Below are 20,626 nucleotides of genomic sequence, written 5' to 3' on the forward strand. Positions count from 1 at the left end.
GCTCAGTCGGCGCGCTCCACGACCTTGCGGCCGCGGTAGAAGCCGTCGGGTGTCACATGATGGCGGCGATGGATCTCGCCGGTGGTGGGGTCTTCCGACAGCGTCGGCTTGCTGAGCGCGTCGTGGGAGCGGCGCATGCCGCGCTTCGACGGGGTCTTGCGGTTCTGCTGGACGGCCATGGCGGGTCTCCGTTGTTCTCTGTTGCCGCACCGGCATCGACGCCGGCGCGCCGGCTTCTGTTTCATACCGGGCCCGGGCGCGGCGGGCACGGCCTCAGTGGTATCGCTTCAGCCCCTCGAGCGCGGCGAATGGGCTGGGCTCCCCGGACGCCGGGGACGCATCGCCTTCCGGCTCGGTATACGCCGGCGCGCTGCAGGCGCCCACCGGATGGCGCGGCACCGTCGGTACCGCAAGCAGCAGCTCGTCCTCCACCAGCGTTGCCGGGTCCAGTGTGGCCTCTTCCGGCAGCAGGGGCTCGTAGTCCTCGGGCAAGCGTGCGGCTTCGTCCAAACCGTCCACGACGGCGAGCGTGAAGGTGCTCGCCACCGGCAGCTCCAGCACGCCGTTGCACCGCTCGCAGCGCAGGCGCAGGGTTGCCGTCACCTCGCCCTGGACCAGATCGCGGCCACTCGCGTCCCGCCGAAAGGCGAGCCGATAGGCGGCACAGCCAGGCTCGGCCGTCGGGTCGCTCAGCACCAGCTGGGCCAGCCGCGGCAGCCGCGACAGCGGCAGCGTGCCGGCCAGCTCCCGCTGGAGCTCCGCCAGTCGCCGCGGGTCAACGGACTGCGGTAAAGCGTCGCACATAAGCCGTCAAGCATAACCCAGTGGTTCGCGTTCGGCAAGCACTGCGCCGGCAAAGGCCGCCAAGCGGGTCACGGGCGTCGGCCCCGCTGGGTCCGTCGTCAAGCCGTGGTGCGTCAGTTGCCGGTCAGCGCCAGCAGGATGCCGGCGGCCACCGCGGAGCCGATGACACCTGCCACGTTGGGGCCCATGGCGTGCATGAGCAGGAAGTTGTGGTGGTCTGCTTCGAGGCCGACGCGGTTCACCACACGCGCCGCCATGGGCACCGCCGACACGCCTGCCGCGCCGATGAGTGGATTCACCTTGCCGCCGGTGGCCCGGTGCATGATCTTGCCCATGAGCACTCCGGTGGCGGTGCCGATGCAGAACGCGAGCGCCCCCAGCACCAGTATCCCGAGGGTCTCGAGTGCCAGGAACTTGTCCGCGGACAGTTTGGAGCCGATTGCGAGCCCCAGCATGATGGTGACGATGTTGATGATCTCGTTCTGCGCCGCGCGGCTCAGCCGCTCGACGACGCCGCACTCCCGCAGCAGGTTGCCGAAGGTGAGCATGCCGATGAGGGGCGCCGCCGACGGCAGCAGCAGGGCACACAGAATGAGCACCACGAAGGGGAACAGGATACGCTCCAGCTGGGAGACGGGCCGCAGTTGCTGCATCACCACCCGCCGCTCCTCGGGCGTGGTCAGCGCACGCATGATGGGCGGCTGGATGATGGGCACGAGCGCCATGTACGAATAAGCGGCGACGGCGATGGCGCCGAGCAGGTCCGGTGCCAGCCTGGAGGCCAGAAAGATGGCCGTGGGTCCGTCCGCGCCGCCGATGATGGCGATGGCCGAGGCGTCCTGGAGGGTGAAATCGAAGCCCGGCACGAAGTTGAGCAGGATGGCGCCGATCAGGGTCGCGAAGATCCCGAACTGCGCCGCCGCCCCCAGGAGCAGGGTCGAGGGCCGCGCGATCAGCGCGCCGAAGTCCGTGAGCGCCCCCACCCCCATGAAAATCAGCAGCGGGAAGATGCCCGTCTCGACGCCGACGGCGTAGATCATGCCGATCATGCCGTCCGGACCGCCGATGCCGGCCACCGGGATGTTGCTGAGCAGCGCCCCGAAGCCGATGGGCACCAGCAGCAGGGGCTCGAATTTCTTGGCGATGGCGAGGTAGATGAGCCCACAGCCCACGGCCATCATCAACGCCTGGCCGAAGTCCATGTTGGCGATGCCCATGGACTGCCAGAGCTTCAGCAGTTGGTCCATCTGCGTTCTTGGCTCTTATCTCAGGCCACGGACAGGAGGGGCGCGCCGAGCCCCACCGCATCGCCTTCCTTGACCCGGATCTCCACGACCTTGCCCGCGATGCTGGCGCGGACTTCGGTCTCCATCTTCATGGCCTCCAGCACCAGCAGCACGTCGCCGACGCTCACCTGCTGGCCCGGCTGCACCTGGACGCGCACGATGTTGCCGGCGAGCGGCGATTCCACCATCTGGGCCGCGGCAGCGGGTGTCGGCGCTGCGGCCGGGGGGGCTGCCGGGGTTGCCGCCGAGACCTGCTCGATGCTGCCCTCGGGCGAGACGGTGACCGCGTAGCTGCGCCCGTCCACCTCCACGCGGTAGTGCTCCGGGCCGCCCGCCGTGCTGGGGGCCGCCCCGGGCTGACTCCCAGGCTGGGCCACCGACCGCAGGGCGGCCTCGCGCTCGGCCTGCTCCTTGGCATCCAGCTCCCAGGGCGGCGGCTCGAAGGCCGACGCATCGCCGCGGTGCTCCAGAAATTTGAGGCCCACCTGCGGGAACATGGCGTAGATGAGCACATCGTCCACCTGGTCCTGGGTCAGGTCGAGCCTGCGCTCGGTGGCGATGCCCTCCAGCTCCGCCGTCAGCCGGTCCAGCTCCGGGCTCAGCTCGTCCGCGGGCCGGCAGGTGATGGGCTCCTCGCCGTCGGCGAGCACCCGCGCCTGCAGCGCCTCGTTGACGGGTGCCGGCGTCTTGCCGTAAGCGCCCTTGAGCACACCAGCGGTCTCGTTGGTGATGGATTTGTAGCGCTCTCCCATGAGCACGTTCAGCACCGCCTGGCTGCCGACGATCTGGCTGGTGGGCGTCACCAGCGGGATGAAGCCCAGATCCTCCCGGACCTTCGGAATCTCCTCCAGCACCTCGTCCAGGCGGTCCGTGGCGCCCTGCTCGCGCAGCTGGTTCTCCATGTTGGTGAGCATGCCGCCCGGCACCTGCGCCACCAGGATGCGCGAGTCCACACCGCGCAGGGAGCCCTCGAAGCGCGCGTACTTCTTGCGCACCTGACGGAAGTACGCGGCGATCTCCTCCAACAGCTTCAGGTCGAGGCCCGTGTCCCGCGGCGTGCCCTCCATGATGGCCACCACGGACTCCGTCGGCGAATGGCCGTAGGTCATGCTCATGGAGGAGATGGCCGTGTCCACCATGTCGATGCCCGCCTCGGCGGCCTTGACGATGGTGGCCGTGCTGAGGCCGGTGGTGGCGTGGCACTGCATGGCGATGGGAATGCTGCAGGTCTCCTTCAGGCGCGACACCAGCTCCTCGGCGACATAGGGCCGCAGCAGCCCAGCCATGTCCTTGATGAACATGGAGTGGCAGCCCATGTCCTCCAGCCGCCGACCCAGGTCCACCCAGTAGTCCATGTTGTGCACCGGGCTCACGGTGTAGGACATGGTGCCCTGGGCATGGGCGTCCGTGTTGAGCGCCGCGCGCACCGCCTGTTCCAGGTTGCGCAGGTCGTTCATGGCGTCGAAGATGCGGAACACGCCGATGCCGTTCACCGCGGCCCGCTCGACGAACTTTGCGACCACGTCGTCGGCGTAGTGGCGGTAGCCGAGCAGGTTCTGCCCGCGCAGCAGCATCTGCTGCGGCGTGTTGGGCATGGCGGCATGCAGCTGCCGCAGCCGCTCCCAGGGGTCCTCGCCGAGGTAGCGGATACAGGCATCGAAGGTGGCGCCGCCCCAGCTCTCCAGCGACCAGTAGCCGACCTGGTCCAGCTTGCCGGCGATGGGCAGCATGTCCTCGATGCGCATGCGGGTCGCCAGCAGCGACTGGTGCGCATCGCGCAGCACGACATCGGTGATGCGTAGCGGTTTCTTTTCGGTCATGGGTGACTCCCCAACGGAACGGCGCGGATGCGGGGTGCGTGGGTCGGCTCGGCGCGGGCTTGGTTTTACTTAGGGGGCTGCGCGCCTGCCGGCGCGATAGCGGGCGACGGCGGCGGCGATGACCGCAATGGGCAGCTCAGTGTCCGCACCGACACCGGCCACAGGCACTGCGGGCTCGGTCTGCGGCAGCGGCGCCAGCCGCGCGGCGGCCCAGGACATGACCCGCAGGATGCCGACCAGCAGCAGCAGGAAGCTGAAAACGATGCCCATGCCGATGAGCATCAGCCGCAGGCTCTCGAACAGCAGGGCCGTTTCGCTCATGGCTGGGGTGACCTGTGGGGTGACCTGTGCGCGGATGCCAAGGAGGTTGCCGATGCCTGGACGCTGCCGGGCAGCGGCTCAACGGGCGTCGAAGGGATGGCGCATGACGATGGTCTGCGACCGGTCGGCGCCGGTGGAGACGATGTCGATGGGCGCGCCGCCCAGCTCTTCGATCTTCTCCAGATAGGCGCGGGCCGGCGCCGGCAGGCCGTCCAGGGATTCCACGCCCACCGTGGACGCCTGCCAGCCCGGCAGCTCGACGAAGTGCGGCTTGCACCGGGCGAGCGCGTCGGCGCCCACGGGCGGGGCATCCAGCAGCTCGCCGTCCAGCTCGTAGGCGGTGCAGATGCGGATGGACTCCATGCCGTCGAGCACGTCGAGCTTGGTGATGCACAGGCCGGAGACGCTGTTGACGATGAAGGAGCGCTTCAGCGCCACCATGTCCAGCCAGCCGCAGCGGCGCTTGCGCCCGGTGGTGGCGCCGAACTCGTGCCCCTGCTCGCCGAGTCGGTCGCCGTCGGCGTCGAAGAGCTCCGTCGGGAAGGGGCCGCCGCCCACGCGCGTGGTGTAGGCCTTCACGATGCCGAGGATGTAGTCGAGGTGCCGGGGCCCGACACCACTGCCGCTGGCGGCACCGCCGGCGGTGGTGGTGGATGAGGTGACGAAAGGGTAGGTGCCGTGGTCGATATCGAGCAGCGCACCCTGGGCGCCTTCGAACAGCACATTGGCGCCGTCGCGGCGCATCCGTGCGAGCCGCCCCACCACATCGTCCACCATGGGAGCCAGCTGCTCGCCGTAGGTCAGCGTGGTGTCCAGCACTTCGGAGAAATCCACGGGCTCGGCCTTGAGGTACTGGGTGAGCGTGAAGTTGTGATAGTCCAGCACCTCACGCAGGCGCTCCTCGAAGTGCGACGGCTCCAGCAGCTCGCCAAGGCGGATGCCGCGGCGGGCGATCTTGTCCTCGTAGGCCGGGCCGATGCCGCGCCCGGTGGTGCCGATGGCCTTGGCGCCGCGGGCGTTCTCGCGGGCGATGTCCAGCGCCTTGTGGTACGGCAGGATGAGCGCGCAGGCGGGGCTGATGCCGAGACGCTCGCGCACCGGCACGCCGCGCGCCTCCAGCATCGCCGTCTCCTCCAGCAGCGCATCCGGCGCGAGCACGACGCCGTTGCCGATGAGGCAGGTGACGCCGTCGTGCAGGATGCCGGACGGGATCAGGTGCAAAATGGTCTGCTCGCCGTCGATGACCAGCGTGTGGCCGGCATTGTGGCCGCCCTGGAAGCGCACCACGGCGTCCGCGCGCTCGGTGAGCAGGTCGACGATCTTGCCCTTGCCCTCGTCGCCCCATTGGGTGCCGATGACAACAACGCTCTTGCCCATGTCGGTTAGGTCTCCGCTGGCAGCCGCTCAGGTGATCGGCTGACAAGTTAACACGATGTTCATGCTTGGGGGAGCAGGCGCCGCCCCAACACCCGCACAATCGGCGGCCGCGCTCGCAGCCCGGGCCAGGTCACGGCGGGCCTCAGGCATCGGCGCCGGGCTTGATGGTCCAGCCGTCCCCCTCCGGCACCAGCACCTCGACCTCGGCGCCGCCGGGCTCCGCGGCCCCGGGCAGCCGATACACCACCCGCCGCCCGGCGCGGCGCAGACGGCCCACCTCCGCCTGGAGAGCGGCATCCGCACTCCAGGGCGCCAGCACCGTCGGCGCTGCGGCCGCCTCACGCGCCGGCGCCTGGGCGATCAGCCCCTTCAGGTCGGTGCTGAAGCCCACCGCCGGCCGCGAGCGCCCGAACACGCGGCCGATGTCGTCGTAGCGGCCGCCGCGACCGATCTCCAGCCCCCAGCCGGGCACGAAGGCCGCGAACACGATGCCCGTCTTGTAGTTGTAGCCCCGCAGCTCGGCGAGGTCGAAATGCACCGAAAGCCCGGGCAGCCAGCGCGCGGTCTCGTCGGCGACGGCCCGCAGCCGGGCAAGGGCCGCCTGCACCGGCGCCGCCGCCTGCGCCAGCGCCGCAGCGGCGCGCTCCAGCGCATCGTCGCCGTTCAGCTCCGGCAGCGCCAGCAGCATGTCGCCCACCGCTGCCGTGACGCCGGCGCGCTCGATGAGCGCGTGGATCTCCGGGATGGCCTTGCGCTGCAGGGCATCGAACAGCGCCATCTCCTGGCCCCGGTCCAGCCCGGCCTGGCTCGCAAGCGCCCGGTAGATGCCCACATGACCCAGGTCCAGGTAGGCGTTGTCGATGCCCGCCGCTTCCAGGGTGGCCACCAGCAGGCGCAGGATCTCGACGTCGCTCTCCACGCCGTCGTGGCCGAAGATCTCGGCCCCGATCTGCAGCGGTGCCCGGGTGCCGGCGAAGCCATCGGAGCGGGTGTGCAGGACCGTGCCCAGGTAGCACAGCCGGGTCGGCGCTTCCCGGCGCAGGCGATGGGCGTCCATGCGCGCCACCTGGGGGGTCATGTCCGCGCGCACGCCGAGCAGGCGCCCGCTCACCTGGTCCGTGAGCTTGAAGGTCTTGAGATCGAGGTCGCTGCCGGTGCCCGTGAGCAGGCTCTCCAGGTAATCGATGAAGGGCGGGATGACCAGCTCATAGCCCCAGCTCGCATACAGGTCGAGCAGCAGGCGGCGCAGGCGCTCCAGGCTTGCCGCCTCAGGCGGCAGCACCTCGTCGATACCGTCCGGCAGGCGCCAGCGTTCTTGGCTCATGGGGCAGATCAGCGCAGCAACAGATGGGAAGGACAGGCGGCTCGGAGCCGGACGATTGAAGAAAAGCGTCCGGCTCAGTTGATCAGGTACAGCAGGGCGACGCCGCCGAGCATGCTGAAGAGCCCGCTCACGCGCAGGCTGCGGTTGTCCTGCCGCGCCACCTCCAGCAGCACCCGCCGCATCAGGCCCGGTGCCAGGAACGGCAGCACGCCTTCGATGACGAAGAGCAGTGCCAGGGCCACCAGAAGCTCATGCCACATGGAACCACGAGAGAAGACTGCGAGCGGACGTGACGGCAGGCCGTGCCGCCTGGCGGCAAGCCCTGGCTGCCACCGGGGGAATCATTGCAGATGCCGGGGATAAAGTCTAACGCCCACCGGGCGGCGGGCGCGAGTGGGACGCCGCAGCTGCGGCGCGCGGGCGGGGGCTGCACCCTCGCCCGGCGCGGCGACGGCGCTCAGCGCAGGCGCGAACTCCAGTCCGGCTGCGGTGCCGGGGCTGCCGCCTGCGGCGGCTCAGCCGCGGGTGCGGCACTGCGCTCCGCACCGCGCATGTTGCCGAAGAACTTGAAGAAGTCCGAATCCGGCGCGAGCACCAGCGTGCTGTCGCCGTCGCCGAAGGACGCGCGGTAGGCGTTCAGGCTGCGGTAGAAGGCGTAGAACTCCGGGTCCGCCGTGTACGCGGTGGCGTAGATTTCCGCCGCCTTCGCATCGCCCTGGCCGCGGGTCTGCTCGGCCTCTTTATACGCATCCGCAAGGATGACGGTGCGCTGGCGGTCGGCGTCGGCACGGATGCGCTCGGCGGCTTCTGAGCCCTTGGCGCGCAGGTCCCGGGCAACGCGCTCGCGCTCGGCGCGCATGCGGTTGTACACCGACTCACTGACCTCCGGCGGCAGATCGATCTTCTTGACCCGCACATCCACGACATCGACCCCGAGCTCCGTGGCCTGGGTGTCGATCTGTCTGGTGAGCTCGGCCATCAGCTCCAGCCGGTCCTCCGACACCACCTCCTGGATGGTGCGCTTACCGAACTCGTCACGCAGGCTGGTGTTGATCCGCTCCGAGAGCAGCCGCGCCGTGCGCGCCGAGTCGCCGCCGGTGGAGCGGAAGAACTGCGCGGCGTTGCTGATGCGCCACTTGGTGTAGGAGTCGACGATAACGTCCTTCTTCTCGATGGTCAGAAAGCGCTCCGGGCGCGAATCGAGTGTCTGAATGCGACCGTCAAAGGTGATGATGTTATTGAGCAGGGGCACCTTGAAGTGCAGCCCAGGCTCATAGTCGCTGCCGACGATCTCACCCAGGCGCAGCTTGATGGCCGTCTCGTACTCCTTGACGATGAAGGTGGAGGCGTAGATCAGCAGTGCCAGCAGCACCAGGCCAGCCGGCAGAAAGATCTTTTTCATGTCATCCATCAGCGACTCCTCCGATCACGCGAGGTTGTGCGGCTGCGCGGGTCCGGTGCGCGCGTGCTTGCGGTGGTGGGCTGCGACAGGTCGCGGCGCGCGCCGTTGCTGTTGGCCTGGCTGCGCGGGGACTTGTTCATGAGCTGGTCCAGGGGCAGGTACATCAGGCTGTCGCCGCCCGGCACGTCCAGCACCACCGTGTTGTTGGCGCCGAGCACGTTCTCGATGGTCTCCAGGTACAGGCGCTCGCGGGTGACGTCCGGGGCCTTTTCGTATTCGGTGAGCACCGCGGAGAAGCGCGAGGTCTGGCCTTCCGCCTCGGCGATGACGCGGTCGCGATAGGCCTTGGCGTCGGCGATGGCGCGGGCGGCCTCGCCGCGTGCCTGGGGCAGAATCTCGTTGGCATAGGCCTCGGCCTGGTTCTCCAGGCGCTCCTTGTCCTCGCGCGCCTTGATGGCGTCGTCGAAGGCCTCCTTCACCGGCTCCGGCGGCTTCGCCGGCTGCATGTTGACCGAGGTCACCAGGAGCCCGGTCTTGTATTCATTCATCAGGTTCTGCACGCGCTCCTGGATGATGGCGGCGATGGCGCTGCGGCCCTCGGTGAGAATGAAGTCGAGCTTGCTGCCGCCGATGGTCTTGCGCACGACGGTTTCGGTGGCGTCGCGCAGGGTCTTCTCGGGCGTCTGGTCCTGGAACAGATAGTTGGCCGCGTCCTGGATGCGCGACTGCACCGTCAGCTCCACGTCCACGATGTTCTCATCCTTGGTCAGCATGGCCGCCTTGTGGCTGAAGGACGAGATCTCGTCCACGTTCACCAGCTGCACCGACTCGATGGGAAACGGAATGTGCCAGTGCGGGCCGGGCTCGGTGGTCTTGGCATAGGCACCGAAGCGCATCACCACGCCCCGCTCCGCGGGGTCGACGATGTAGATGCCGGTGAACAGCCAGACGATCAGCAGGACCGCGGCGATGATGCCGATGGTGCGCTTGCTGATGTCGGCACCGCCGCCACCACCGCCACCGCCCTTGCCGCCCCCCAGGAAGCCACTGACGCGCTCCTGCAGCTTGCGTACGATCTCGTCGAGATCGGGCGGTCCGGAATTGTTGGGGCCGCTGCCCCAGGGGTCTTTGCCGCCGCCTCCGGGCTCGTTCCAAGCCATAGTGTCTCCGCAGATCGTCAGTTTGGGTGTTTCGGGTGCCGACCGCTGCGCTCGCCGCCGACCGTACTCACGAACGGGGCCAAGTGCCGGCCGGCGCAGATGATATCAAGACGCTGACTGACAGCGCCGGGTCGCATCGGCGGCCCCGGACCGCCGAGTGGCAGGTGCCGGCGCATCGCGCCGGCGGCAGACCTGTGGCGCCGGAACCCACCCGCGCGCACTGCTGGTGGCTCCGGCCCGCCCGGGGGACGACCATCGCCGGTCGCAGTCGTCGGGCGCGCTCCCGGGGCCGGCTCTGCACGCCGGTCAGCGCGCGCTCGCCGGCTCCCGGTCGGCCGCGGCAACGTCCCGGGGCATACCGGGTGCGGCGATGGCGCAGATGCGGCGACTCAGCGCATCCTGGCCCTGCTCCACTCGCTGCCAGCGCGCCTGTGGCATGCTCACCTGCATGTCCCAGCCGCCGAGCTCCGTGGGGCTGTCCTGCTCCACGCTCGTATGGCGGAACAGCCAGGCCCGCAGCGCGCCGTCCTGTGGCCCCAGCAGCAGGCGCTGGTGGACCGTGGCGGTGGCAAGCCGCTCGGCGATGGCGTCCAGCAGCAGGTCAACGCCTGCTCCTGAGACAGCGGACAGCCAGACCCGTTCAACCCGGCCGTCGGCATCCCGCTCCACCCGCGGCGTCGGATCGACGCCGGTCTCTTCCAAGGCGTCGATCTTGTTGTAGACCATGATGCGCGGCACCGCGTCGGCGCCGATCTCCGCCAGCACCGTCTCCACGTCCTGGATGTGCCGGGCGCGCTCCAGCGGGTGTGCGTCCACCACGTGCAGCAGCAGGTCCGCGGAGCGCGTCTCCTCCAGCGTCGCCCGGAAGGCCGCCACCAGCTCATGCGGCAGCTCGCTGATGAAGCCGACGGTGTCCGCCAGCACCGCCTCCTGCCCGCCCGGCAGCGGCAGCCGCCGCAGGGTCGGGTCGAGGGTGGCGAACAGCTGGTCCGCCTGCAGCACCCCGGCCGCCGTGAGCCGGTTGAAGAGCGTGGACTTGCCGACGTTGGTGTAGCCCACCAGGGCCACCGCCGGCACTTCGCGGCGCTCACGGGCACGGCGACCCTGGCTGCGCTGCACCTCGATGCGGGCCAGGCGCTCGCGCAGCAGCGCGATGCGCTTGCCGAGCAGGCGCCGGTCGGTCTCCAGCTGGGTCTCGCCCGGGCCGCGCAGGCCGATGCCGCCCTTCTGGCGCTCCAGGTGGGTCCAGCCCCGCACCAGGCGGGTGGACAGATGGCGCAGCTGCGCCAGCTCCACCTGGAGCTTGCCCTCGAAGGAGCGGGCGCGCTGGGCGAAGATGTCGAGGATCAGGCCGCTGCGGTCCACCACCCGGCATTCCAGCAGGCGCTCAAGGTTGCGCTCCTGCGCCGGGCTCAGCGCATGGTCCACGATGACCAGCTCCGCCTCTGCGGCGGCCACCAGCGCCTTCAGCTCTTCGGCCTTGCCGGTGCCGATGAAGTATTTCGGGTCCGGCGCAGCGCGGCTGCCGCCGATGAATCCGACGACGACGGCGCCGGCGGCGACGGCGAGCTGCTCCAGCTCCTCGCGGGCATCGGCGGCAAGGTCGCCGCCGACGGCGAGCTGCACCAGCACCGCCCGCTCACCGGAGGTGGGGCGCTCAAACATGGTGGGTCAGGCTCAGTTGTTGCCCTCCTCGGCCTCGGCATCCTGGGCCGGCGGCAGCTTGACGTTGCGCGCGGGCACCACCGTGGAGATGGCGTGCTTGTAGATCATCTGGCTGACGTTGTTCTTCAGCAGCACGACGAACTGGTCGAAAGACTCGATTTGGCCCTGGAGCTTGATGCCGTTCACCAGGAAGATCGAGACCGGGATCCGCTCCTTGCGCAACGCGTTCAGAAAGGGATCTTGCAGGCTTTGGCCCTTGGACATTGTTGTGTCTCCATATTGTCTTGCACCGGTCGGTTGTTCCGCAGCCGGTGTGAGGGACGTTTGTGGGGCGCATCAAAAACTGGAAAATAGCATATCCGCCTGGGTCGGGGCGCTGGAAAAACGCCGCCCGCGGGGTCGCATCCGCCGTCTATTGACGCCGATGCGCGCCGCGCCTGCGGGCCGTGGCTTGCGCGCTGCCGCATCGCTCAGGATGCCGCGCCCAGCCCGTGCCGCACCAGCCCGCGCCGCACCAGCCCGAGCGCCTGCTCAAGCGGCGCGGCGTCGTCCCACAGCCACTGGCAGTCGGGCTCGCTGCGCAGCCAGGTGTACTGCCGCTTGGCGAGCTGACGGGTGGCGGCGAGCGCGCGCCGGCGCATCTCCCGGGCATCGCAATCGCCGGCGAGATGTGCCCAGGCCTGACGGTAGCCCACGGCGCGCATGGACGGCAGCTCCGGTGCAAGATCGCCGCGGCGCATCAGCCCCCGAACCTCGTCGAGGAAGCCCGCCGCCAGCATCGCATCGAAGCGCGTTTCGATGCGCCGGTGCAGCACTGAGCGCTCGCGGGGCGAGCGCACGAGCTTGAGGGCCGGTACCCCGAGCCCCTGCCCCGCCGCCTGCCACAGCGCGCTCATGGGCCGGCCGCTTGCCAGATACACTTCCAGCGCACGCTGCACCCGCTGCGGGTCGTTGGGATGGATGCGCGCGGCGGACACCGGGTCCACGTCCGCGAGCCAGCGGTGCATGCCCGCGATGCCGCGCGCCGCGGTCTCCGCTTCCAGCCGTGCCCGCAGCGCCGCATCCGCCTGCGGCAGCGGCGAGAGGCCCCGCAGCAGCGCCCGGAAATAGAGCATGGTGCCCCCCACCAACAGGGGCAGCGCGCCCCGGGCGCGGATCTCGGCGATGGCAGCCAGCGCATCCGCCCGGAAGCGCGCAGCGGAATACGCCTCCGCAGGGTCGCAGATGTCCACCAGGCGGTGCGGATACTGCGCCCGCAGTGCCGGCGACGGCTTTGCGGTGCCGATGTCCATGCCCCGATAAACCAGCGCCGAGTCGACGCTCAGGATTTCGCATGCCTGCTGCGGCGCCAGCGCATCCACCAGCGCGACGGCGAGGTCCGTCTTGCCGGCTGCGGTGGGCCCCATGATCAGCACCACCGGTGGGCCGTTCTCCGGGCTGCCGGTGAGTCCGTGTGCCGGCGGCCCGGCGGCACCCTGGATGTCGCCGGACATTCAGCGCCCGCGCAGGAAGAGCGCGTCCAGCTCCCGCTGGGTGAGGCGCGTCCAGGTGGGGCGGCCGTGGTTGCATTGATCGGCACGCTCGGTGCGCTCCATGTCGCGCAGCAGGGCGTTCATCTCCGCCAGGGTCAGGGGGCGATTGGCGCGCACGGCGCCATGGCAGGCCATGGTGGCGAGCAGACCGTCCACGGCGGCCTCGATGCGATCACTGCTGCCATGGGTGCCAAGGTCCGCGAGCACATCCCGCAGCAGTTGCTCCGCATCCGCCGCCGCGAGCAGGGCCGGCAGCTCCCGCACCACCAGCTGCGTCTCGCCGAGCCGGCCCACCACCAGCCCGAGCCGCTGAAGGAGCGATGCCTGCGCCTCGGCGAGGTCCGCCTCGGCACGGCTCACATGCACGCTCACGGGCATCAGCAAGGGCTGGCGCACCAGCGCCTGGGCATGCACCGCCTGCTTCAGGCGCTCATAGCCGATGCGCTCGTGCGCCGCATGCATGTCCACGATGATGAGCCCATCCGCGGTCTCGGCGAGCACGTAGATGCCGTTCAGCTGGCCGATGGCGAAGCCGAGCGGCGGTGTCTCAGCGGACTGCTCCGGCGCGGCAGCCTGCGTGGGCGCCGGGTATTCCGCGCTCGGCGCAGGCTGCTGAAAGACGAGCCCGGCCGCGGCCTGGGCCGGATACACACGCCCGCTCCCGCCCCAGCCACCGGCCCAACCGCCGGCATAACTGCTGCGGGTCTCCGCCACGCCGAGCGGGAGCGACCGGGGCGCTGCGTCGCGGCCAGCAGGGGCGTCCGCGCCGGCGCACTGCGCGTCGGCGTCAGCCGCCCTAAGCGCCGCAGGCGTGTCGGGCGTCGCCGCAGGCGTGTCCTGCCCCGTCCCCTGCTGCCCGCCGGCGAGCCGCCGGTGCAGCGCGCGGAAAATGAAGTCGTGCACCTGGCGGGACTCGCGGAAGCGGACCTCGTGCTTGGCGGGGTGCACGTTCACGTCCACCTGCCGCGGCGCCAGCTCCAGGAACAGCAGAAAGGCCGGATGGCGGCTGTGGTGCAGCACGTCGCGGTAGGCCTGGCGCACGGCGTGGGTGACCAGCTTGTCCCGCACCAGCCGGCCGTTGACATAGAAGAACTGCATGTCCCCCTGACTGCGGGCGAAGGCCGGGCTCGCCACCAGGCCATGCAGCCTGAGCCCCACTGCGGACTCGTCCAGTGCGAGGGCGTGGGTCAGAAAATCCTCGCCGAGCAGCCGCCGCAGCCGATCGGCGGCCAGCGGCTCGTCCGCCGCGGGCAGCTCCAGGGACACGCGGCCGTTGTGCGTGAGGCGCAGCGCCAGATCACTCTGTGCGAGCGCGAAGCGGGTCAGCAGCTGATCGATGTGACCGAGCTCCGTGCGCTCGGTGCGCAGGAACTTGCGCCGCGCCGGCACGTTGTAGAAGAGATCCCGCACCTCGACGCTGGTGCCGGCGACCTGGGCCGCCGGCTGCGGCGGGTCCATATGGTCGCTGCCGTCGCAGGCGAGGCGCCAGCCGTGGGGCTCGCCGTTGCGGCGGGAGGTGATGGCAAAGCGCGAGACGGAGGCGATGCTCGGCAGCGCCTCACCGCGAAAACCGAGGGTGGCGACGCCTTCGAGGTCTTCGAGGCTCGCGATCTTGCTGGTGGCATGGCGGGCCAGGGCCAGTGGCAGGTCATCCCGGCCGAGCCCGCCGCCGTCATCGGTGACGCGGATGAGCTTGATGCCGCCCTGCTCCAGATCGACGCCGAGGCAGCGGGCGCCGGCGTCCAGGCTGTTCTCCACCAGCTCCTTGACCACGGAGGCCGGGCGCTCAATGACCTCGCCGGCGGCGATCTGGTTGACGAGCTGCGCAGGGAGGGGGCGGATGGCTGCCATCGCGCAGATGGAACCAGATGCCCGCGCTGCCCGCAAGCCGCGGGCCGGTGGGCGGTACGTGCAGAGCAGCGCGGAGCCGTGGAGCGGGGTCAGCCGTCCGGCGGCGACGGCTGCGCACCGCCCTGCGCCGAAACCGGCTTGGAGTCTTGGGAGATCACCGCAGGCCCCGGCGCCGCAGCCGGCCGCCCGGCGATGCCGGGCAGGCGCGGCGCCTCTGCGAGCCGCACGCCGGAGAGGTCCAGGTCGTAGCGCCGGGCCACCTCGGCGAAGGTTGCCCCGCCCGCGGCGGGGAGTGCGCCCACCTCGTCGCGGCCCGGGATGTCGTCGCGCGCGAAGCGGGTGCCGGGCGGCGGATAGTCCTCGAAGTAATCGACGATGCCCTCCACCAGGTAGTCGGCGAGCTTGTCCTGATAGCTCCTGCTGCGCAGGCGCTTCTCTTCGTCGGGATTCGAAATGAACGCCGTCTCCACCAGCATGGAGGGGATGTCCGGTGACTTCAGCACCGCAAAGCCCGCCTTCTGGATGTGCGTCTGGTGGACATCGCCCAGCGCGCGCAGCTTGGACAGCACCCGCTCGGCGGCAATGCTGCTGTGCTCCAGGGTCGCATTCTGCGTCATGTCCAGCAGCACGCCCGCCAGCACATCGTTCTGCTCCGCCAGGCTGACGCCGCCGATGAGGTCCGCCCGGTTCTCCCGCTCCGCAAGCCATTTGGCCGCCTCGCTGGTGGCGCCGCCGTTGGAGAGGGTGTAGACGGAAGAGCCGCGCACGCGCCGATCTGTGAAGGCATCCGCATGGATGGACACGAACAGGTCGGCCTGGTGCTTGCGGGCCTTGGCAATGCGCTGGCGCAGCGCGATGTAATAGTCGCCGTCGCGGATCAGTACCGCCCGCATGCCCCGTTGGCGGTCGATACGGTGCGCTAGCTTGCGGGAAATGGCCAGCGTCACGTCTTTCTCCCGCGTGCCGGCCGGCCCGATGGCGCCCGGGTCCTCGCCGCCGTGGCCGGCGTCAACGGCCACGATCACGTCGCGATGGCGCACCCCCTTGGGCTGCACCGAGAGGTGCTGCGGTGCCACCGAGGGCGCGGTCCGGCTCGCCACCTGGGCACGCCCCGGCCGCGAGCGGGCCGCGACATCGATGACCAGCCGATGCCCGTAGGTGCCGTTGGGCTCCAGCCGGAAGCTCTTGGCCTTCACGGGCTGCTTCAGGTCCAGCACCACCCGCAGGTCGTCGCCCTGGCGCACGCCGCTGCGCAGCCCCGCCACCAGGGCGTCGTCGGCCGCCGCCGTCGGCAGCTCGCCGGACAGGCGCGCGTCGCTGATGTCCACCACCAGCCGGTGGGGGTCGTCCAGGGAAAAGATGCGGTGGCTGACGGGCTCGGCGGTGTCGAGCACGATGCGCGTGTGGTCCGGTGCATTCCAGATCCGCGCGCCCTGTACCTTCACCTGGCCCGCGGCTGCGGGCTGCGCCAGTGCGACCAGCAGCAGCGCCGCCACGACGACCAGGCGGCTGCCGGCCCACCGGCGGCTGCCGGTCGCAGCGCTGCTGGAGACCGCGCTGAGGGGCGTGCTGGGGGCCGTGCCGGACCCGGTGCTGGACCCGCTGCTGGGGGCGCTGCTGGGGGTGGTCCTGGGATCTGCGTTGGGCGCGTGCGTCTCCATGGGACGGCGTGTACGGATGGGGGTTTCAAGTGCGCTTGCCATGTCTGAGCCCCTGCCCCGAGTCTTTCGGTGGACGGGAAACGTTGCTTGGAGGATAGCATCCGGCGCGAACAGATTCCAAGCACACACCGGTCGTTGCAGCGTATTCTTCACGCGGATTGAGCGCTTCGGTTGCGTGCATCAGACAGTTGTCGCAGGTGCACGCGGCAGCGACCCCGCAGCCCCGCGGCGCGCGCCCGGCCCCTGGGCATCGGCGGCCGCGCTCAGCCCAGCGCCCAGCCCAACGCTGGGCCCAACGCTGGGCCCAACGCCGGACCCAACGCTCGGACAGGGGCGACGACAGGCGCGACGACCGGCACTCAGGCGACCAACAGCCGCGGCAGCGTGGCGATGAGGTCGCCGGCGAGGAGTCCGCGGTCGGTGCCTGCGGCGGCGAGCTCGCCCGCCGCCGCGTGCAGGCAGACGCCGGCGGTGGCCGCCTCCTGCGCATCCAGCGCCGGCGCCTGCGCCCAGAGCGCGGCGATGATGCCCGTCAGCGCGTCGCCCATGCCGGCACTCGCCATCGCTGGGCTGCCGTCGCTGCATACCGCAGGCGGGCGCTGCCCCGGGCCGTGAACGAGGGTGCCGGCACCCTTCAGTACCACAGCGCCGCCGAAGCGCCGCTGCAGCGCCGCGGCCGCCGTGAAGCGGTCCTGCTCCACCGCCGCCGCGGTCTGCTCCAGCAGGCGTGCGGCCTCGCCGGGATGTGGTGTCAGAATCCATTGCTCGCGGCGCTGCGGCGCCCGGGCCAGCAGGTTCAGAGCATCGGCATCCACCACCAGGCGCCGGTCGAGCCCCAGCACCGCGTCCAAAAGGGTCCGGCCCCAGTCGTCACGGCCGAGCCCGGGCCCCACCGCGATGACATCCGCCCGGGCCGCAGCCTGGGCCAGCTCATCCGCGGCGGCCACCGCCTGCACCATCAGCTCCGGGCGGGTCAGGTTCAGCACGGACGCATGCGCCGGATGCGTGGCGATGGTCACCAGCCCGGCACCGGCCCGCAACGCCGCCTCACCCGCGAGCCGCGGCGCACCGGACATGCCGGGCGCGCCGCCCACCACCAGCACATGACCCGCGCTCCCCTTGTGGGCGTCTGCGCTGCGCGGTGGCAGCAGCTCGCGCTCCTTGCGCCAGTCCACCCGGCGGGCGGAGAGGACCTGGGTGGCATAGATGCCCGGCGGCACGCCGAGGCCGTGGAAGTACACCGCACCGGAGCACGCGGGCCCGCGGCCGGTGAAGAGCCCCTGCTTGAGGCCGATGAAGCTGACGGTGGCATGGGCACGCACCGCGGTGCCGAGCACCCGGCCCGTGTCGGCATCCAGTCCGGAGGCGATGTCCAGTGCCAGCACCGGCGCGCGCGCGGCGTTGACGGCGTCGATGGCCGCCGCCCACTGCCCCGAGACCTCGCGGGTGAGACCCGTGCCGAGCAGTGCGTCGACGATGACGTCCACATCCCCAGGCAGGCGCTGGTAGGACGCAGCAGACCCGCCCTCCTGCACGAAGCGTGCGGCGGCCGCCGCACTCGCCTCCGAAAGCCTGTCCTGATCGCCAAGCGTGAGCAGGCGCACATCCAGACCTGCGGCGAGGGCCTCGGCGGCGAGGACATAACCGTCGCCGCCGTTGTTGCCGGCGCCCGCCAGCACGAGGATGCGCTGCGCATCCGGCCAACGGGTGCGCAGCACCCCGAAGGCGGCGCGGCCGGCACGCTGCATGAGCCTGAAGGCGGGGATGCCGTGCTGCTCGATGGCACAACGATCCAGCGCGCGGACCTGGTCCGCGCGATACAGCGCGTAAGGGATGGGTTGTTTTTCCGGCACAGCGCCTACCAAATTACGAGCCGTAGAGCGCCGCCGTCGGGCGGCGGAGACAACGTCGTGCGAAGGACGCACGCACCCAGTTACCCTATCGCTGAGCGCGGACTTTGCAACCCCTGCAAGACCGTCAGCAGCGCCCCTTCGACAGGCAGCACGAGCCGTCCATGACGCATCCCTGCATCGTCGTCGAGCACGAACAACACTGTGGCCCCAGCATAGCGGCTCACCCTCACCACCCGGCAGAGCGACGTGACGGACACCAATTGCGAAGCGCGGGCGCCCCGCGACGGGCCCCGCCACGATCTCCCCCTGTCAGAGGCTGAAACCGCGCGCCTGGCCCGGGCCATCAAGGCCTGGGGCGCCGAGCTCGGCTTTCAGCAGGTGGGCATCGCCGATTGCGACCTCGCCGTCGCCGAGGCACGTTTGGGCGCCTGGCTGCAACAGGACATGCACGGCGAGATGGACTGGCTCGCCCGCCACGGCACCAGGCGCAGCCGTCCGGCGGAGCTGGTGCCGGGCACGCTCCGTGTCATTTCCGCGCGCATGGACTACCTGCCGGAGTATCAGGTCAACATCGAGCGCGTGCTCACCGACCCGGCCCAGGCCTTCGTCTCCCGTTACGCCCTCGGTCGCGACTACCACAAGGTACTGCGCCAGCGCCTGAAGCGCCTGGCCCAGCGCATCGAGGCACAGGTGGGCGCTTTCGGCTACCGCGTCTTCGTGGACTCGGCGCCGGTGATGGAGAAACCGCTGGCGCAGAAGGCGGGGCTCGGCTGGATCGGCAAGCACACCAATGTGATCAATCCGCAGGCCGGGTCCTGGTTCTTTCTCGGCGAGATCTACTGCGACCTGCCGCTGCCGACGGACCCGCCTGCACAGGACCACTGCGGGCGCTGCAAGGCCTGCATCGACATCTGCCCCACGGATGCCATCGTCGAGCCTTATGTGCTGGACGCGCGCCTGTGCATCTCTTACCTCACCATCGAGCATCCGGGCCCCATCCCCGAGCCGCTGCGCGCCCGCATCGGCAACCGCATCTACGGCTGCGACGACTGCCAGCTCGCCTGCCCCTGGAACCGCTTTGCCCGGCTCACCGAAGAAACCGACTTCCTGCCGCGCAATGACCTGGACACGGCCACGCTCATCGAGCTCTTCGGCTGGGACGAGGACAGCTTCCTGCGCCGCACCGAGGGCAGCGCCATCCGGCGCATCGGCCACGAGCGCTGGCTCAGGAACCTCGCCGTCGCCCTCGGCAATGCCGAGCCGTCATCTGCCGTGCGCGAGGCGCTGTCGGCGCGCGCCGACCATCCGAGCGAGCTGGTGCGTGAGCATGTGCGGTGGGCATTGGCTGTGCAGGGCGCAGTGCAACAGCGGCCGGCAACAGGGCTTGATCGAGCACTCTAGGGAATCACCGCGTCCGCCCGTCGCTGACGCGCACCAGACCCGCACTGCACACTGCGCACGCCGGCCGCCGGCGCCACACTCGCCGGAGTGGCAGCTCATAACGCCGCATACGCGGCAAGCGCGGCTCACACCCGCAACAGCTCCGCCCGATAGTGCTTGAGCTCGGCGATGGATTCGCGGATGTCGTCCAGCGCCTGGTGCTTGTTCTGCTTCTTAAAGGCCTCGGCGATGTCCGGCGCCCACAGCCGGGCCAGGATCTTGAGGCTGCTCACGTCAAGGTTGCGGTAGTGGAAGAAGGCCTCGAGCCTCGGCATGCAGCGGGCCAGGAAGCGCCGGTCCTGGCAGATGCTGTTGCCGCACAGCGGCGCCTGCTTCGGCTGGCACCACTTGTGCAGGAAGGCCAGGGTCGCGGCCTCCGCGTCCGCCTCTGTGGTGTCGCTGCTGCGCACCCGCTCCAGCAGGCCCGACTGGCCGTGGTGGCGCGTGTTCCACTCGTCCATGGCCGCGAGCACGGCCTCCGGCTGGTGGATGGCCAGCACCGGGCCTTCCGCCAGGATGTTGAGCTCCGGGTCGGTGACGATGCTGGCGATCTCGATGACGTGGTCGGTGAACGGATCGAGCCCCGTCATCTCCAGGTCGATCCAGGCCAGATTCCCCGCTTGCTCCATTGGCTTCTCCTGCCGTCACCACGATTTGACGGGATGGTAGCGCGATCGCGCCCGCTGCGGCGCCGGCCGTTGCTAGAATCCAACCCCAGCGAATACCGGAGAATGCCATGAAGGTCCGAGCCCCCATCGCCGTCACCGCCCGTGCCTCTGCCCTCGCTGCCCTGGTGGGTGCAGGGCTCGGCGCCGGCGCCCTGCTCACCGGGCTGCCCGTCGCCGCCACCGAATCGGTGGATGCCGAGGCCCTGGTGCAGAAGAACTGCACCAGCTGCCACGGCAGCGAGATGTACACGCGTGAAGATCGCAAGATCGGCTCCTTCAGCGCGCTCGAGACCCAGGTCGAGGCCTGCAACACCAATCTGGACACCGGCATGTTCCCCGAAGAGGTCAAGGCCGTGGCCACGCTCCTGAACGAGGAGTACTACAAGTTCGAGCAATGACATGGCGCCGCTGAGGGGCCGCCGCGAGCCGCCGCGCGGGCAGCCGGACATGCATCGCGGCGCA

General features: G+C 70.2%; 19 protein-coding genes. 2 read left to right on the forward strand and 17 right to left on the reverse strand.

From position 1 onward, the window contains the following. Window positions 1-2: 2 nt before the first annotated feature. The 16 genes from rpmF to QZ607_RS06045 form a co-directional block, all read right to left on the reverse strand. The gene (gene rpmF / locus QZ607_RS05970) at window positions 3-179 is read right to left on the reverse strand and encodes a 50S ribosomal protein L32 (RefSeq protein WP_295880764.1); all 177 of its coding nucleotides are present in this window, start codon (window positions 177-179) and stop codon (window positions 3-5) included. 94 nt (window positions 180-273) lie between these two features. Beyond that, window positions 274-804, reverse strand: coding sequence for a YceD family protein (locus QZ607_RS05975; RefSeq protein WP_295880765.1), 531 nt, complete (start codon window positions 802-804; stop codon window positions 274-276). 113 nt (window positions 805-917) lie between these two features. Further along, on the reverse strand, window positions 918-2,051 hold the full coding sequence (locus QZ607_RS05980; RefSeq protein WP_295880766.1) for a sodium ion-translocating decarboxylase subunit beta: 1,134 nt from the start codon (window positions 2,049-2,051) through the stop codon (window positions 918-920). 20 nt (window positions 2,052-2,071) lie between these two features. Then, window positions 2,072-3,910, reverse strand: coding sequence for a sodium-extruding oxaloacetate decarboxylase subunit alpha (gene oadA / locus QZ607_RS05985; protein WP_295880767.1), 1,839 nt, complete (start codon window positions 3,908-3,910; stop codon window positions 2,072-2,074). A 69-nt stretch (window positions 3,911-3,979) separates the two neighbouring features. Continuing rightward, complete coding sequence (locus tag QZ607_RS05990; RefSeq protein ID WP_295880770.1) at window positions 3,980-4,231, reverse strand: OadG family protein; 252 nt, start codon at window positions 4,229-4,231, stop codon at window positions 3,980-3,982. 78 nt (window positions 4,232-4,309) lie between these two features. Then, on the reverse strand, window positions 4,310-5,608 hold the full coding sequence (locus QZ607_RS05995) for an adenylosuccinate synthase (RefSeq protein WP_295880772.1): 1,299 nt from the start codon (window positions 5,606-5,608) through the stop codon (window positions 4,310-4,312). A 142-nt stretch (window positions 5,609-5,750) separates the two neighbouring features. Beyond that, the gene (locus tag QZ607_RS06000) at window positions 5,751-6,932 is read right to left on the reverse strand and encodes an ATP phosphoribosyltransferase regulatory subunit (RefSeq protein ID WP_295880774.1); all 1,182 of its coding nucleotides are present in this window, start codon (window positions 6,930-6,932) and stop codon (window positions 5,751-5,753) included. A 74-nt stretch (window positions 6,933-7,006) separates the two neighbouring features. Continuing rightward, window positions 7,007-7,192, reverse strand: a complete 186-nt coding sequence (locus QZ607_RS06005; protein WP_295880775.1) for a DUF2065 domain-containing protein — start codon at window positions 7,190-7,192, stop codon at window positions 7,007-7,009. A 197-nt stretch (window positions 7,193-7,389) separates the two neighbouring features. Continuing rightward, complete coding sequence (gene hflC, locus QZ607_RS06010; protein ID WP_295880778.1) at window positions 7,390-8,343, reverse strand: protease modulator HflC; 954 nt, start codon at window positions 8,341-8,343, stop codon at window positions 7,390-7,392. Further along, window positions 8,343-9,494, reverse strand: a complete 1,152-nt coding sequence (gene hflK / locus QZ607_RS06015) for an FtsH protease activity modulator HflK (RefSeq protein WP_295880781.1) — start codon at window positions 9,492-9,494, stop codon at window positions 8,343-8,345. Before hflK ends, hflC begins: the two co-directional genes overlap by 1 nt. A gap of 306 nt (window positions 9,495-9,800) precedes the next feature. Further along, window positions 9,801-11,159 carry a ribosome rescue GTPase HflX gene (gene hflX / locus QZ607_RS06020; RefSeq protein WP_295880784.1) on the reverse strand — a complete coding sequence of 453 codons (1,359 nt, stop codon included), beginning with the start codon at window positions 11,157-11,159 and terminating at the stop codon, window positions 9,801-9,803. Window positions 11,160-11,171: 12 nt separating this feature from the next. Continuing rightward, entirely contained in the window at window positions 11,172-11,423 is a 252-nt protein-coding gene (gene hfq, locus QZ607_RS06025; RefSeq protein WP_295880788.1) for an RNA chaperone Hfq, read from the reverse strand. Between the two features lie 206 nt (window positions 11,424-11,629). Next, window positions 11,630-12,565, reverse strand: coding sequence for a tRNA (adenosine(37)-N6)-dimethylallyltransferase MiaA (gene miaA, locus QZ607_RS06030; RefSeq protein ID WP_295881010.1), 936 nt, complete (start codon window positions 12,563-12,565; stop codon window positions 11,630-11,632). Between the two features lie 87 nt (window positions 12,566-12,652). Continuing rightward, the gene (gene mutL / locus QZ607_RS06035) at window positions 12,653-14,542 is read right to left on the reverse strand and encodes a DNA mismatch repair endonuclease MutL (protein ID WP_295880791.1); all 1,890 of its coding nucleotides are present in this window, start codon (window positions 14,540-14,542) and stop codon (window positions 12,653-12,655) included. Window positions 14,543-14,631: 89 nt separating this feature from the next. After that, window positions 14,632-16,038: an N-acetylmuramoyl-L-alanine amidase gene (locus tag QZ607_RS06040; protein ID WP_295880794.1), complete on the reverse strand. Its 1,407-nt coding sequence runs from the start codon at window positions 16,036-16,038 to the stop codon at window positions 14,632-14,634. Window positions 16,039-16,562: 524 nt separating this feature from the next. Further along, the gene (locus QZ607_RS06045) at window positions 16,563-18,056 is read right to left on the reverse strand and encodes an NAD(P)H-hydrate dehydratase (protein WP_295880795.1); all 1,494 of its coding nucleotides are present in this window, start codon (window positions 18,054-18,056) and stop codon (window positions 16,563-16,565) included. Between the two features lie 306 nt (window positions 18,057-18,362). Between QZ607_RS06045 and queG the strand changes: the two genes are divergently transcribed. After that, entirely contained in the window at window positions 18,363-19,457 is a 1,095-nt protein-coding gene (gene queG, locus QZ607_RS06050; RefSeq protein ID WP_295881012.1) for a tRNA epoxyqueuosine(34) reductase QueG, read from the forward strand. Between the two features lie 125 nt (window positions 19,458-19,582). Here queG and orn read toward each other — a convergent pair whose 3' ends face one another. Then, window positions 19,583-20,125 carry an oligoribonuclease gene (gene orn, locus QZ607_RS06055; protein WP_295880798.1) on the reverse strand — a complete coding sequence of 181 codons (543 nt, stop codon included), beginning with the start codon at window positions 20,123-20,125 and terminating at the stop codon, window positions 19,583-19,585. Window positions 20,126-20,232: 107 nt separating this feature from the next. On the opposite strand from orn, the gene QZ607_RS06060 reads away from it, so the two are divergent. Further along, on the forward strand, window positions 20,233-20,562 hold the full coding sequence (locus tag QZ607_RS06060; RefSeq protein WP_295880801.1) for a cytochrome c: 330 nt from the start codon (window positions 20,233-20,235) through the stop codon (window positions 20,560-20,562). Window positions 20,563-20,626 lie beyond the last annotated feature (64 nt).

Origin of the sequence: uncultured Thiohalocapsa sp. (genome assembly GCF_913063425.1) — a bacterium.
Classification (GTDB): Bacteria; Pseudomonadota; Gammaproteobacteria; order Chromatiales; family Chromatiaceae; genus Thiohalocapsa.

Excerpts from the sequence above, each read along its gene's own strand:
- rpmF (WP_295880764.1), bottom strand. The coding sequence starts at position 179 with ATGGCCGTCCAGCAGAACCGCAAGACCCCGTCGAAGCGCGGCATGCGC.
- QZ607_RS05975 (WP_295880765.1), bottom strand. The coding sequence starts at position 804 with ATGTGCGACGCTTTACCGCAGTCCGTTGACCCGCGGCGACTGGCGGAG.
- QZ607_RS05980 (WP_295880766.1), bottom strand. The coding sequence starts at position 2,051 with ATGGACCAACTGCTGAAGCTCTGGCAGTCCATGGGCATCGCCAACATG.
- oadA (WP_295880767.1), bottom strand. The coding sequence starts at position 3,910 with ATGACCGAAAAGAAACCGCTACGCATCACCGATGTCGTGCTGCGCGAT.
- QZ607_RS05990 (WP_295880770.1), bottom strand. The coding sequence starts at position 4,231 with ATGAGCGAAACGGCCCTGCTGTTCGAGAGCCTGCGGCTGATGCTCATC.
- QZ607_RS05995 (WP_295880772.1), bottom strand. The coding sequence starts at position 5,608 with ATGGGCAAGAGCGTTGTTGTCATCGGCACCCAATGGGGCGACGAGGGC.
- QZ607_RS06000 (WP_295880774.1), bottom strand. The coding sequence starts at position 6,932 with ATGAGCCAAGAACGCTGGCGCCTGCCGGACGGTATCGACGAGGTGCTG.
- QZ607_RS06005 (WP_295880775.1), bottom strand. The coding sequence starts at position 7,192 with ATGTGGCATGAGCTTCTGGTGGCCCTGGCACTGCTCTTCGTCATCGAA.
- hflC (WP_295880778.1), bottom strand. The coding sequence starts at position 8,343 with ATGGATGACATGAAAAAGATCTTTCTGCCGGCTGGCCTGGTGCTGCTG.
- hflK (WP_295880781.1), bottom strand. The coding sequence starts at position 9,494 with ATGGCTTGGAACGAGCCCGGAGGCGGCGGCAAAGACCCCTGGGGCAGC.
- hflX (WP_295880784.1), bottom strand. The coding sequence starts at position 11,159 with ATGTTTGAGCGCCCCACCTCCGGTGAGCGGGCGGTGCTGGTGCAGCTC.
- hfq (WP_295880788.1), bottom strand. The coding sequence starts at position 11,423 with ATGTCCAAGGGCCAAAGCCTGCAAGATCCCTTTCTGAACGCGTTGCGC.
- miaA (WP_295881010.1), bottom strand. The coding sequence starts at position 12,565 with ATGGGGCCCACCGCAGCCGGCAAGACGGACCTCGCCGTCGCGCTGGTG.
- mutL (WP_295880791.1), bottom strand. The coding sequence starts at position 14,542 with ATGGCAGCCATCCGCCCCCTCCCTGCGCAGCTCGTCAACCAGATCGCC.
- orn (WP_295880798.1), bottom strand. The coding sequence starts at position 20,125 with ATGGAGCAAGCGGGGAATCTGGCCTGGATCGACCTGGAGATGACGGGG.
- QZ607_RS06060 (WP_295880801.1), top strand. The coding sequence starts at position 20,233 with ATGAAGGTCCGAGCCCCCATCGCCGTCACCGCCCGTGCCTCTGCCCTC.